Source organism: Kitasatospora sp. NPDC058115 (assembly GCF_042884635.1).
Lineage (GTDB): Bacteria > Actinomycetota > Actinomycetes > Streptomycetales > Streptomycetaceae > Kitasatospora.
Map to the genome: position 1 here is coordinate 130,960 of NZ_JBHVTL010000011.1, position 12,728 is coordinate 143,687.

10 protein-coding genes are annotated in these 12,728 nt (G+C 77.0%); 6 read left to right on the forward strand and 4 right to left on the reverse strand.

What is annotated here, in order from left to right; all coding sequences use genetic code 11:
- The first annotated feature begins 70 nt into the window (after window positions 1-70).
- Entirely contained in the window at window positions 71-1,285 is a 1,215-nt protein-coding gene (locus ACFVVL_RS14175) for a Dyp-type peroxidase (RefSeq protein ID WP_387674710.1), read from the forward strand.
- A gap of 24 nt (window positions 1,286-1,309) precedes the next feature.
- On the opposite strand, the gene ACFVVL_RS14180 is transcribed toward ACFVVL_RS14175, so the two are convergent.
- Window positions 1,310-2,896: an AMP-binding protein gene (locus ACFVVL_RS14180; protein ID WP_387674713.1), complete on the reverse strand. Its 1,587-nt coding sequence runs from the start codon at window positions 2,894-2,896 to the stop codon at window positions 1,310-1,312.
- Window positions 2,897-3,065: 169 nt separating this feature from the next.
- Between ACFVVL_RS14180 and ACFVVL_RS14185 the strand changes: the two genes are divergently transcribed.
- The 3 genes from ACFVVL_RS14185 to ACFVVL_RS14195 all read left to right on the forward strand — a co-directional run bounded on the left by ACFVVL_RS14185 (window position 3,066) and on the right by ACFVVL_RS14195 (window position 6,846).
- A complete protein-coding gene (locus ACFVVL_RS14185; RefSeq protein ID WP_380291680.1) occupies window positions 3,066-3,767 on the forward strand; it encodes an alpha/beta fold hydrolase in 702 nt (233 codons plus the stop codon).
- 245 nt (window positions 3,768-4,012) lie between these two features.
- On the forward strand, window positions 4,013-6,499 hold the full coding sequence (locus ACFVVL_RS14190; RefSeq protein ID WP_387674716.1) for a tetratricopeptide repeat protein: 2,487 nt from the start codon (window positions 4,013-4,015) through the stop codon (window positions 6,497-6,499).
- Between the two features lie 29 nt (window positions 6,500-6,528).
- The gene (locus ACFVVL_RS14195) at window positions 6,529-6,846 is read left to right on the forward strand and encodes a DUF6191 domain-containing protein (RefSeq protein ID WP_387674719.1); all 318 of its coding nucleotides are present in this window, start codon (window positions 6,529-6,531) and stop codon (window positions 6,844-6,846) included.
- Window positions 6,847-6,860: 14 nt separating this feature from the next.
- On the opposite strand, the gene ACFVVL_RS14200 is transcribed toward ACFVVL_RS14195, so the two are convergent.
- Together ACFVVL_RS14200 and ACFVVL_RS14205 are read right to left on the reverse strand one after the other, a co-directional pair.
- Window positions 6,861-7,808 (reverse strand): molybdopterin-dependent oxidoreductase, encoded by a 948-nt coding sequence (locus ACFVVL_RS14200; RefSeq protein ID WP_387674722.1) that lies wholly within the window; start codon window positions 7,806-7,808, stop codon window positions 6,861-6,863.
- Between the two features lie 125 nt (window positions 7,809-7,933).
- Window positions 7,934-8,368: an ester cyclase gene (locus ACFVVL_RS14205; RefSeq protein ID WP_387674725.1), complete on the reverse strand. Its 435-nt coding sequence runs from the start codon at window positions 8,366-8,368 to the stop codon at window positions 7,934-7,936.
- A gap of 208 nt (window positions 8,369-8,576) precedes the next feature.
- On the opposite strand from ACFVVL_RS14205, the gene ACFVVL_RS14210 reads away from it, so the two are divergent.
- Entirely contained in the window at window positions 8,577-9,560 is a 984-nt protein-coding gene (locus ACFVVL_RS14210) for a hypothetical protein (RefSeq protein WP_387674728.1), read from the forward strand.
- 15 nt (window positions 9,561-9,575) lie between these two features.
- On the opposite strand, the gene ACFVVL_RS14215 is transcribed toward ACFVVL_RS14210, so the two are convergent.
- Window positions 9,576-10,541, reverse strand: a complete 966-nt coding sequence (locus ACFVVL_RS14215) for an ArsR family transcriptional regulator (RefSeq protein ID WP_387674952.1) — start codon at window positions 10,539-10,541, stop codon at window positions 9,576-9,578.
- A gap of 93 nt (window positions 10,542-10,634) precedes the next feature.
- Between ACFVVL_RS14215 and ACFVVL_RS14220 the strand changes: the two genes are divergently transcribed.
- Window positions 10,635-11,717 carry an alpha/beta hydrolase family protein gene (locus ACFVVL_RS14220; RefSeq protein ID WP_387674731.1) on the forward strand — a complete coding sequence of 361 codons (1,083 nt, stop codon included), beginning with the start codon at window positions 10,635-10,637 and terminating at the stop codon, window positions 11,715-11,717.
- Window positions 11,718-12,728 lie beyond the last annotated feature (1,011 nt).

The following is a 12,728-nucleotide window of genomic DNA, read 5'->3' on the forward strand; positions in this document are numbered from 1 at the left end:
CCTGCGGGGTGACTGACGATCAGGAAACGTGATTTGCATGGCACGTGTTTTATCGTCTCCAATAGGGCGCATGCCCACCGAACCGGAAAACGCGTCGCCTTCGGACCTTCCCGCCGCCCCCGGCGTCGGGCGCCGGCGGGCGCTGCTGGCGGCCGGGGCGGTGCTCGCCGCCGGCGTCGGCGCGGCGGTCGGCGAACTGGTGGACCACGACCGCGCGCCGGTCCGCGCGGCCACCCCCGGCGCACCGCCGCCCGCCGCGCCGATCCCCTTCCACGGCGCCCGGCAGTCCGGACTGACCGCACCTCAGCTGCCCGCCACCAGGCTGCTCGCCTTCGACCTCCCGCAGGCCACCGCCGCCGACGGCCGCGAGGCCCTGCGCACCCTGCTCACCGCCTGGACCCGCACCCTGGCCGCGGCGGTGGGACCGTCGCCCGACCCGCGCCTGCGGGCCGACGGCGCGGCGTCCCGGTTCACCTCGCTGGTCGGCCTCGGCCCCGGCCTGGCCGCCCGGCTCGCCCTCGCCGTCCCCGCCGGCTTCGCCGAACTGCCGCCGTTCCCCGGCGACCGCCTCGACCCGGCCCGCGGCGGCGGCGACCTGCTGCTCCAGCTGTCCGCCGCCGACCCCTGGACACTCGCGGTCGTCGCCGAACTCGCCACCACGGCCGCCCACGGCGCGGGCGCCGCGCCCCGCTGGGCGCAGTCCGGCTTCCTGCCCCCGACCGCGCCGGGCGTCACCCCCCGCAACCTGTTCGGCTTCAAGGACGGCACCGCCAACCCCGACGAGGACGCCGCCCGCCAGTGGGTCTGGGGCCCGCCCGGCCCGCACCAGGACGCCACCGTGCTCGTCTACCGGCGGATCCGGATGGACACCGCCGCCTTCGCCGCCCTCCCCGGGGAGCAGCAGGACCTCGCCATGGGCCGGCGCGCCGGCGACGGCGCCCCGCTGACCGGCACCGCCGAGCGCGACGAACCGGACCTCTACGCCAAGCACCCCGACGGCGCCTACGTCATCCCGGCCACCTCCCACGTCCGCCTCACCGGCCCCCGCCTCGACGGCGGCGCCCGGATGCTGCGCCGCGGCTACAGCTACGACGACGCGCCCGGCGACCGCGGCCTGCTGTTCTGCGCCTTCATGCGCGACCCGGGCCAGTTCACCCGCGTCCAGAACCGCCTCGCCGAGCGCGACGCGCTCAACCCCTTCCTCGAACACACCGCCTCCGCCGTCGTCTACGTCCTCCCCGGCGCCCCCGAGGGCAGCACCCTCGGCGACCACCTCTGGGCGTGACCCCGGCCCGGCGGTGGCCGGCCGTCAGCCGGTGGCGGCCCGGCGCAGGCGCTTCTTGTCCGGCTTGCCGACGGGCGTCAGCGGGATCTCCTCGACCAGGTGGAGCACCTCGGGGGCGTAGATCCGGCCTTTGTGCGCGGTGACGAAGGCGCGGAGTTCGTCCAGCCGCGGCCGCTGCCCGGGGGCGGGGACGACGGCGACGTGGACGTGCTCCGCCTCCTGCTCGTCGCGGACCCCGAAGACCGCGCAGCGGGCGACGGCCGGGTGGGTGAGGAGCAGGTCCTCCACCTCGGAGGGGTAGACGTGCCCGCCGACCACGATGATCAGGTCCTTGACCCGGTCGGAGAGGTGGAGGTACCCGTCCTCGTCGAGGTGGCCGACGTCGCCGGTGTTCAGCCAGCCGTCGCGCAGCACCGCGGCGGTGAGGTCGGGCCGCTTCCAGTAGCCGGCCATGACGGTGTCGGAGCGCAGGTGGATCTCGCCCTCGGCGCCGGTCGGCAGGTCGGTGCCGTCGAGCGAACGGACCGCCACCTCGACGCCCGGCACCGGCCGTCCGACCGGGACCGGCCCGCCCGGGCCGAGCCGTTCATGCTCCTGCGGGGTGAACACGGAGACCAGCTGGGCCTCCGACATCCCGTAGATGCCGGTCATGACCGGCCCGAACACCTTGAGCGCCTCCCGGATCCGGACCGGCGAGGCGGCGCTGCCCCCGTAGAGGATCTGCCGCAGGCTCGACAGATCGGTGCGGCCGACCGCCGGGTGGTCGAGCAGCTGGTGCAGCAGCGGGGGCAGCACCCAGAAGTCGGTGATGCGTTCGCGCTCGACGGCCTCCAGGACGGCGCCCGGGTCGAAGGAGCGCTGGAGGACCACCGTGCCGCCGCGCCGGAGGGCCAGGTCGGCGAGGATCCCGGCGAGGTGGGCGAGCGGGGTGGCGACGAGCAGCCGGGGCGGGGCGTCGGCGGAACCGCTGCCGATCGGGGCGTCGAAGACCCGCAGGTAGGGCCCGTGCAGGCTGAGGATGCCCTTCGGGATGCCGGTGGTGCCGCCGGTGTGGCGGATGCCGAGGTCGTCCCCGGGGGTGATCGGGACGCCCGGCGCCTCGGCGGGGCGGTGGGCGGAGGCGGCGATGACGTCCTCGCCGAGGGCCGTGCCGCCGGGGCCGGGGTCGGGTCCGGGGCCCAGGGTGAGGACGGTGGGCACGTCGAGCAGCGGGAGCAGCCGGGCGGCCTCGGCGTACCGTTCGGCGTCCACGAGCAGGACGGTGGTGTCGACGCTCGCCGTGATGTCGGCCAGGACCGGTGCGCTCATGCCGTCGTACAGGGTCACCACCCGGGCGCCCGCGAGACCGGCCGCGTACCGGGCGCCGAGGGCCTCGGGGGTGTTGCCGGTCAGCAGGGTCACGGTGGTGCCGCGCGCGGCGCCCCGGGCGATCAGCTCGTGGGCGAGGCGGTAGGTGGCGGCGGCGAACGCGCCGGCGGAGACCGCGGCGCCGTCGGCGGTGACCAGGGCCTGCCGGTCGGGTCCGGATGCGAGGGACCGGAGGATCAGCTCGGGGCCGCTGACGAACTCCGCGTCGCCCACGGCTACTTCTTCGTTGGCGTTGGCAACCATGGGCCCAGGCTAACCCCGCCCCCGCCGCCGTCCGGCGGGAACGGGGCGTGAACGTCTTTTCGCGGGCGCACCGGTGATGCCGCGTCAGCATCCGTGCGCCCCCGGCCGCCCGTCGTTCGGTAGGCTCGCGGGCGGGACTGGAACGGTCCGGTCCGGACGGGAGTGATCCGTGGCGACCTACGTTCTGATCCACGGCGCGGCAGCCGACGCCTGGTGCTGGCGGCCGCTGGCGGCCGGGCTGCGCGGGCGCGGCCACCGGGTGGTCGCACCGGACCTGCCGTGCGAGGACGACACCGCCGGGCTCGCCGAGTACGCCGACGCGGTGGTGGCCGCGGTGGCGGCGAGCGGCGAGCGCCGGGGCCCGCTCGTGGTCGTCGCCCACTCCTTCGGCGGCTTCACCGGGCCGCTGGTGTGCGAGCGGCTGCCGGTGGACCTGCTGGTCATGCTCCAGGCCCAGGTGCCGGCCCCGGCGGAGTCCCCCGGCGCGTGGTGGGAGAACACCGGGTACTGGCCGGCCCGCCGCGCGGCCGACCTCGACCGGGGGGTGCCGCAGGGCGTGGAGGAGGACGAGCGCGTCCTGTTCCTGCACGACACCCCGGCCGCGTTGGCCGAGGAACTCCTCGCCGGCCACGAGCGGCGGCAGTCGGCGACCCCGTTCGGGGCGCCGTGGCCGCTGAAGGCCTGGCCGCAGGTGCCGACCAGGTTCCTGCTCGCCGCCGGGGACCGCTTCTTCCCGCCCGCCTTCCTGCGGCGCCACGTCGAGGAACGGCTCGGCTTCCGGCCGGACGAGATGCCGGGCGACCACCTCCCGATGCTCGGTCACCCGGAGGAGCTCGCCGAGCGGCTGGAGGCGTACCGGGCGGGGCTGTAGGGCACGCCGGGCTGGGCCGCGCCGGGCCGCGCCGGGTCCGCGACGCCGGGCACGCACACCCCCGGCCACCGGCCGGGCGGTGCCCCCGCCGCACGGACCCCGCCGCATCCACGCCGCCACGGCCTCGGCCGACCTGATGCACCGGACACGCCCCGGGGGGCGCCTTGTCGGGCGGCTGAGCCGGGCCCCGGCCGCGCCCCGGCCCCCGCCCGTGCCGGTCGGTGGCGCGGTGGGCGAGAATGGGGGTGACGGAGGCACAGGGCTGTGGGGGCGACGAGGTGGGCGGGGATTTCGGGGGTGCGGACGAGGCCGGCACCCGGGTGCACAACCGGCTGACGGACAGCACGGTGCACGGCGCCGTCGTCCAGGCCGGGCGTGCCGACATCGTCCTGCGGGCCACGGAGCCCGTCGAGCCGGCCGTCCCGGTGACCGTGGCGCCGCCGCTCGGCCTGCGCGACACGAGCCGCCCGCTGCGCGGCCGCGCCGACGCCCTGGCCCGGCTGGAGGCCGCCGCACCGGCCGGTGACCGGCTGCTGGTGCTGTGCGGGATGGGCGGCTGCGGCAAGACCACCCTCGCGCTGGAGCTCGCCGCCCGCCGCACCGCGGCCGGCTGCCGGGTGTGGTGGGTCGAGGCCCGCAACGGCCCGGCCCTGGAGGCCGCGCTGCGCGCCGTCGCCCGTCAGGCGGGCGCCGCCGCGGAGGAACTGGAGCGCGGGGACACCGCCGACGTCCTCTGGTCCCACCTGGACCGGCTGGACGCGCCCTGGCTGCTGGTCGTCGACAACGCCGACGACCCGGCGCTGCTCGACGGCCCGGGCGCACTGAACGCCGGCACCGGCTGGATCCGCCCCGCGACCGGAGCCGGCACCGTCCTGGTCACCACCCGCGAGAGCACCCCCGCCACCTGGGGGCCGGCGGCCCGGCTGCACCCCCTGCAACCGCTGACCGGCGAGCGCCTCGACGCCGCCGCCCGCATCCTGCGCGACCACGCCCCGGACACCGCCGGCACCGAGGCCGAGGCGCACGCCCTCGCCGCCCGCCTCGGCGGCCTGCCGCTCGCCCTGCGCCTGGCCGGCACCTACCTCACCGAGGCGGGCCGGACCCCGGCCCCGTTCCGGGCCCCCGGCACCCCGACCACGTACGCCGACTACCGGCGGGCGTGGGAGGACGGCCCGCGGGGCCTGGACCCCGCGCACGTGCTGCCCCGGACCTGGGCGATGTCCCTCGACCTGCTCGACCAGCGCGGCCACGCCCACGCCCGGGGCCTGCTGGAGCTGATCGCCTCCTTCGCCGACGCGGACCTCCCGTACACCCTCCTGCTCACCCCCGACCGCCTCACCGACGCCGGCCCGCTCGCGGCCCTCGACGGGCCGGCCCTGTGGCAGCACCTCACCGCCCTCGCCGCCCTCGGCCTGATCGACCTCCCCGACCCCGCCCCCGACACGCTCCCCGTGCTGCGCATGCACCCCCTCGTCCGCGACGCCTCGCGCACGGCGGGGGCCGGGCGCACCGCGCTGCGCCTGCTGGTCGTGGCGGCCCTCGCGGAGGAGACCGGGGCGCCGGAGGACGCCGAGTTCGGGAGGGTCTGGCGGCTGCTCTCGCCGCACGTCCTGGACGGCTTCCACCGGGTCGACACCGGCTCCCTCGACGACGAGGACTTCCTGGAGCTCACCGACGCGGTCGACCTGGCCGTGCGTCACCTCTGGGTGGGAGGCCTGCTCACCCAGGCCCGGGCGGAGTACGAGGCGGTTCTGGCCCTCGAACGCGAGCGGGTGGACGACACCCACCCCGACCTGCTCGTCACCCGGCGCCACTTCGCCCGGGTGCTGCGTGACCTGGGCGAGTTCGAGGCGGCCCGGGCGGAGCTGGAAGAGGTCCTCGCCATCGAGTGCGAGCGGGCCGGCGAGACGCATCCGGGCGCGCTGAACGCCCGTCACGACCTGGCCCTGGTGCTGGCCGCCACGGGGGAGTCGGAGGCGGCCAGGGCCGCGTTCGAGGCGGTCCTCGCCGCCCGCCGGGCGGCCTTCGGTGACGCCCACCCCTTCACCCTCGCCACCCGGCACGAGCTCGCCCAGATCCTCCATGACCAGGGGGAGTTGGCGGCGGCCCGGGCCGAGTTCGAGGCGATCCTCGCCGTCCGGGACGCGGCGTCCGGCCGCAACCACCCCGGGACGCTCGTCACCTGGCACCGCCTCGCCCTGGTGCTGCGTGACCTGGGCGAGGCAGAGGCGGCCCGGGCCGAGTTCGAGGCGATCCTCGCCGCCCGGCGCGGCGGCCTCGGCGAGGACGCTCCCGAGTCGCCCGCCGATTTCGCCAAGATCGCCCAACTCCTCTACGACCTGGGGGAGCTGGAGGAGGCGAGAGCCGCCTACGAGCTGGCTCTCGCGAACCGGAAGGAGCGGAGCGAGACGCACCCCGACACCCTCGTCATCCGGCACAACCTCGCCGTGGTGCGCCTCACCCTGGGGGAGTTGGAGGCGGCACTGGCCGAGCTGAAGGCGGTGGTCGCCCTCGAACGCGAGCGGTGGGGCGACACCCACCTGGCCGGCCTCCCCGCCCGCCGTTCCCTCGCCCTGGCGCTCCTCGGCGCGGGGGAGCGCCAAGCGGCCAGGGCCGAGCTGGAGGCGATCCTCCGCATCCAGCACGAGCGGCTGGGCGAGGACCACCCCTACACCCGCGCCGCCCGCGAGGACCTCGCCGGGGCCCGGCACGTCCCGGAGGGAACGGCCTAGCGGGCTCCGCGCGTTGGGCGGGCATGGTGATGCTGACGAGTCTGCTCCTGATGACGGCGCTGGTGATCGTGCCCTTCACCCTCGCGGCCGCCCGGCACCTGGTGGTGCGCTCGGGCCGGCCGGGGTGGCTGGCCCGCCGCCTGGCCGCCCGGACCAGGCCCGGCGGGGCGGGCCTCGGTGCCACCGCGACGGAGGAACTGCACGCCTTCCTCAACGCCAACAAGCGCGTCCAGGTCGAGCAGCGGCAGGCCCGGCTGGTCCTGCGCGACGACGACCACGCCGGCGCCCCGCCCCGCGCCCGCTTCGACCTGGACCTCGGCATCGCCTACGTGGAGCAGCAGCGGTAGCGCCGCCGCCGTGCTCAGACGGCCAGCACCTCCACCGTGTGGACGGCGTTCCGGGCCCCGCCGGGCGGTTGGACGCGGCCGCGCGCGTCGGTGGCGCGGCAGCGGATGCGGTGCGGGCCGGGGCTCAGACGGCAGGGGAGGGCGAAGCGCTGCCAGACGGGGTGCGGGCCGCGCGGCTGGAGGGCGGCGGGCCGCCAGCCGCCGTCGTCGACGGCGACCTCCACCGAGACGACCGGCGTGAAGCTCCACGCCCGGCCCGTCACCTCGTGCGGCCCGGCCGGCACGCGTGCGCCGTCGCGCGGGCCGAGGAGCTTGCTGTTGACGTCGACGTCCCGCACCGGCTGCGGGGCGCCGCCGCCCGGCGGGACGCGGGTGTAGAGGCGGGTGGTGAACAGGTGCTCGGGCCGGTGGTCGGCCAGCACCACGCGGGTCAGCCACTTGACCGAGTTGGTGGCGAACATCCGGGGCGCCACCGCGCGCACCGGGAAGCCGTGCCGGTGCGGCAGCGGTGCGCCGTTGACGGTGTCGGCCAGCAGCACCTCCTCCCGGGCCCGCTCCAGCGGGAGGTCCTTCAGGTAGGCCAACCCGCGCTCTCCCGCGAACGCGCCCCGGTCGGCGCCCTCGAACCAGACGTGCCGGGCCCGCGGACGCGGGGTCGCCAGGGCCAGGACGTGGTGGAGCGCGACGCCGGACCACTCCAGGTTGGCCACGGCGCGGGTCGGGACGTCGGGGCGCGACGGGCTGCCGAAGCACTCGTGGACGGCGGTCAGGCGGGTCCGCGGCAGCCCGCGCAGCGCCGAGAGGTCCAGCCAGAGCGGTCGCTCCACCAGGCCTTCGACGGTCAACGTCCAGGCGGAGGCGTCGAGTTCGGGGGGCGGAGCGAGGTGGTTCCGGACGAAGAGGTGCTCGACGGGGGTGAGGAAGGCGTCGGGCGTGCTCGGATCGGCGGGCGTTGCCTGCACACGGGCTCCGTACGTCGTCGGGCGGCCCGGGAGGACCGGGGTGGACTACAGGAAGGATTCCGGCCCCGAACGATCCGTGTCCACCCACCCGCCCCGGCGGCTTCCCGGACACCGCGTGACGACCGTCAGGACGGCAGGACGCCGAGCTGGCGGAGCTGGGTGAGGAGGTCGACGACGCCCCAGGTCTCGGCGATCCGGCCGTCGGCGAAGCGGAAGACGAAGATCTCGTCGTACCTGACCGCGCGCCCGGTCGGCGGACGGCCCAGGTACTCGCCGAGGTTGGTGCCGGTGACGGTGTTGCGGCTGACCACCTTGTCCCCCTGCGCGATCACGTCCTCCACCGTGACGCGCAGGTCCGGGAAGGCCCGCAGGAGCGTGGTGAACACCTGCTTCAGCGCCTGCACCCCCGTGGTGTCGAGCGGCAGCGGCGTGCGGACCAGCAGGTCCGGTGCGGCGACCTCGTCGATCGTCGCCGCGACCAGCTCCGGATCACCGGAGCCGACGGCGTCGTGCAGCCGGCGCAGCGTCGCCACATGGGCGGTGGTGGTGGACGTGGGCACGGGGTCCTCCTCCTGTCGGAAAAACGGAAAGCCGTACGGAGGACGGATGCCGGGCGCGATCTGTGACACGGCCCCGCCGCGCCTGGAGTAGGGCCCGGGGCCGGGGGGTACTGCTCAAGCGACAACGGGGACACGGAACGTGACCGACGGCACCGCCGGACCCCGCGCGTCCCGTACGACTCTCCCGCCGTGCACCGAGAGGACGAACATGGCCGAGATCGGGATCATCGTCGGCGGCGAGCAGCCCGGCCGGCGTGCGGCGCTGGCACGGTCGGCCGCGGTCACCGCGGACGCGTTCCGGGCCGTGGGCCACACGGTCCGGGTGGTCGAGGCCGGTGACCCCCGCACCGTCGACGGGCTCCGGGGCGTGGACGTCGCCTTCCTCGGCCTGGCCGACGACTACGCGGAGCACGGGACGCTGCAGGGAGTGCTGGACGCCCTGGGCATCCCGTACACCGGCTCCGGGGTCACCGCGAGCGTCCGGTCGGTGCACAAGCCCAGTGCCAAGGAACGCGTGGCGGCGGCCGGGGTCGACGTCCTGGCGCAGGTCCGGGGGACGGAGCTGGACGGGGCCGGGCCGGACGGCGCCCGGCGGGCGGCGGACCGCGTCGGCCTGCCGGCCATCGTCAAGCCCGAAGCGGAGGGGTGCTCCGCCGGCATCTCCGTGGCGCGCACCCACGAGGAACTGGCCGACACCCTCGCCCGGCACCGGGCGGTGGGCCGCCGGGTCTTCGTCGAGCCGTTCGTCGTCGGAAGGTCCGTCACCGTGGGGGTGCTCCAGGACGCCGACGGCACGTGCGCCGCCCTGCCGGTGCTGGAGATCGATTCGGGGCGGGAGTTCTTCGACCACGACGCCAAGCACGCGCTCGGCGTCGCCCGCCGCTGCCCGGCCGACGTGCCGGCCGGTGCGGCCGACCGGATGGCACGGGCGGCCGTGACGGCCCATCGCGCCCTGGGCTGCCGCGGGTACTCCCGCAGCGACTTCGTCCTGGCGCCGGACGGGCGGGCGTACTGGCTCGAAGTCAACGCGCTGCCCGCGCTGTTGGAGACGGCGAGCTTCGCCACCGCGGCGGGCGCCGCCGGTGTGGCCTACGGCGAGCTGATGCTGAGGGTGCTGTCCACGGCCACCCACCCGTCGGCCTACGGGCCGGGGCCGTCGTCGAACGCGCCGAGCCTGGAAGCCGCGCCGTGACGCGGCCGTCGCGTGCTACGGCGCTCCGCCGCCCGCGACCAGCGTGCCGAGGGCCGTGCGCCGGTGGGTGACCGAGCGGCCGGTGCGGGCCGTCGTCGCCAGGCCGGCCGCCCTGAGCGCCGCCGCGTGGGCGGAGGCCGTCGCGTTGCTGACGCGCAGGGCGCGGGCCAGGCCCGTCGTGGTCCGGGGCTCGGCGAGCAGGCGCAGGGCGTCCAGCCGGGTGCGGCCCAGGACGGCGGCCAGGGCCTCGGAGGGGTCCTCCGGGCGCCCGGCGGCGGGGGGCAGCCCGGGCCCGGCGGGGTAGGTGAGGACGGCGGGACGGTCCGGCGCGTCCTGGAGCAGGGGGCCCGCCGGGTGGTGGAAGGTCGGCAGCAGCACCAGGCCGCGCCCGCCCAGGACGACGTCCCGGGCCGGTCCTGCGCCGGGCCACTCCCACACACCCCCGTGCAGCCGGCTGCCCGGGGCCAGGCCGGTCAGCGCGGCGGCCGGGCCGTGCTCGGCGACGGCCAGGGCGTAGCGGGCGAACTCCTCGCGGTGCAGGTCCTGGACGACGGACCAGACCGGGGCGAGGACCGCCCCGAACGCGGCCTGCTGGGCACGGCGCAGGGTGCGCCAGGCCGCCCCGTCGCCCTCGTACAGGCCGTGGATCCAGCGGGGCGCGGTCAACGGCCCGTGGACGCGCTCCAGTTCGGCGCGCACGAGCCCGGGGGCGGTGGCGCGGATCCGCTCGAAGCCGTCCGCCAGGGTGTCGCCGAGCACGTCCAGGAAGGACGGCGGGCGGCCCCCGGGAACCAGGTCGGCGAGCGGGCCGGCGGCGGCCGGGAGGGAACGCAGGACCCGGCCGCGCCACGGGGCGAACAGCGGCCCGCCGCGCGGATCCACCGCCGTCGCCAGGGCGGCGTGCAACTCCTGGAGCGGCGCCGGGCGGGGGGCGAAGCGGAGCCGGGCGAAGTCCGCCGCGGTGAAGTGGACGCGCAGCACTCCCACGGCTCCCACGATCCCCCGTCCCGCGCCGGCCTTTCGGCCAGGGCCTGAACCTTCGCGCCGGGACGGCCCCGTCCCGAGGATGGCCGCATGACATCCCGACGCACTCTTCTGAAGGCCACTCTAGGCGGCACCGCCGCCGCCCTGCTGCCCACCGCCGCCGCGACCGCCGCGACCGCCGGCGGCGGGCCGGTGCTGCGGCTTCCCGCTCCCGGCGGCCCGCACCCCGTGGGCCTGCGGACGGTCGCGCTGACGGACCCCGCCCGCTCCGACCCGTGGGTGGGCGGCCCGCGCGAGGTGATGCTGACCGTCCTGTACCCGGCCCGCTCGGTGCGCGGCCTCCCGCAGGCCCCGCAGCTCACCCCGGCCGAGGCCCGGGAGTTCGCCGGCTACGCGCCGCTCGTCCACCCGGGGCTGCCGGGGCCGGGGGCGGTGGACTGGGGATCGGTCCTCACCCACGGGTACCCGGCCGCGCCGCCGCTGCCCGGGCGCCGGCCGGTGCTGGTGTACTCGCCGGGCGGCGGCGACTCCCGCACGCTCGGCACGAGCCTCGCCGAGGACCTCGCGAGCCACGGCCGGGTCGTCGTCCTCGTCGACCACCCCGGTGACGCCTCCCAGGTGGAACTGCCGAGCGGCCTGCGGACGACCGTACTGACCGGACCCCCGGATCCGGCGACCTTCCGCACGATGACGGACACCCGGATCGCGGACCTGCGGCTGGTCCTGGACCGGCTCGGCACCCTGCCGCTCGCCCCGGTCATGGACCCCGGCCGGATCGGTCTGTACGGGCACTCCGCGGGCGGCACGGCGGTGGTCCACGCGGCCCGCGGCGACCACCGGGTCGGCGCGGTGGCGAACCTGGAGGGCTACCTCGACCTGGACCCGGCACCGGCCGGAGCCGACCGTCCGCTGCTGCTGTTCCGCAGCGAGCTCTTCGAGGGCGCCGCCCGGATCGAGGCCTCCTGGGCGGGCCTCCCCGGCCGGCGGGCGCTGCTCGCCGACGCGAACCACTGGGCGTTCACCGACTACGGCCCGCTCGTCGCGGGACTGCGGGCCGCCGGCCTGGTCACGGCGGCGACCCGCGACGCCCTCGTGGGGACTGGTGACCCGATGGCGGCACTCGCCCGGGTCCGGCGCGGCGTGGGGGACTTCTTCGCCCGTCATCTGGCGTAGCGGAAGCGCGGTGCGGCGGACCGGTTTCGCCTCGGCGCCTCGCCGCCCGGGCCTGCGGCCAGCGCCGGGTTACCCCGGGCACGTGGCGACGCGGTTGTACGTCTGGGGGCCGTTCTGCGCCCCGGGGGCGGTGCCGCCCTAGTGCCTCGCCGCCTGGGCTTGCGGCCTCGGGTCACGTGAATGCGCGGTGACGCGCCTGGGGGTGCCGTTCTGTTCTCTGCGAGCGGGACCGTCCTGGTGTCTCGCCGCCGGGGCGTGCGGTCAGCGCCGCGTCACCCCAGGCCACGTGACGGGGCGGCCGTGCGTCTGGGGGCGGTGCCGCCCTGGTGCCTCGCGGCCTGGGCTTGCGGCCTCGGGTCACGTGACTGCGCGGTGACGCGCCTGGGGGTGCCGTTCTGTTCCCTGCGAGCGGGACCGTCCCGGTATCTCGCCGCCGGGGCGTGCGGCCGGCGCGCCGTCACCTCGGGGCACGTGGCGACGTTTTCGGGCGCGCCGTTCTGGGGAGTTTGCCGCGCGCGGTGTCGCCCCGGTGCTTCGCCGCTTGGGTCTGCGGCCACCGTGTCGTCGTCTCGGGGCACGTGGCGACGTGGCTGTGCGTCTTCTGTGCCACGGGGGCGGTGCCGCCACGGTGCCTCGCGGCGTGGATCTGCGGCCACTGTGTCGTGGCCTCGGGGTATGCGGCTGCGCGGCGACGCGCTTGGGGGTATCGGCTGCGCTCCGGTGGGCGGGGCTGTCTCGCCGTCCGGGCCGGCGGCCACCGTGTCGTCGGGTCGGGGCTGGTGGCGACGTGACCGTGTGTCCGGGCGTGCCGTTCTGGGGGGTTCGTCGTGAGCGGTGTCGCCCCGGTGCCTCGCGGCCTGGGCCTGCGGCCACTGTGTCGCGGCCTCGGGGTACGCGGCGACGCGCTTGGGGGTACCGGCTGAGCCCCGGCGGGCGGGGCTGCCTCGCCCGCCGGGCCGGTGGGCATCGCGTCGTCGGGTCGGGGCTCGTGGCGACGTGGCCGTGTGTCCG

Coding starts and splice junctions, on each gene's coding strand:
- ACFVVL_RS14175 (WP_387674710.1), top strand. CDS start 71: ATGCCCACCGAACCGGAAAACGCGTCGCCTTCGGACCTTCCCGCCGCC.
- ACFVVL_RS14180 (WP_387674713.1), bottom strand. CDS start 2,896: ATGGTTGCCAACGCCAACGAAGAAGTAGCCGTGGGCGACGCGGAGTTC.
- ACFVVL_RS14195 (WP_387674719.1), top strand. CDS start 6,529: ATGCTGACGAGTCTGCTCCTGATGACGGCGCTGGTGATCGTGCCCTTC.
- ACFVVL_RS14210 (WP_387674728.1), top strand. CDS start 8,577: ATGGCCGAGATCGGGATCATCGTCGGCGGCGAGCAGCCCGGCCGGCGT.
- ACFVVL_RS14220 (WP_387674731.1), top strand. CDS start 10,635: ATGACATCCCGACGCACTCTTCTGAAGGCCACTCTAGGCGGCACCGCC.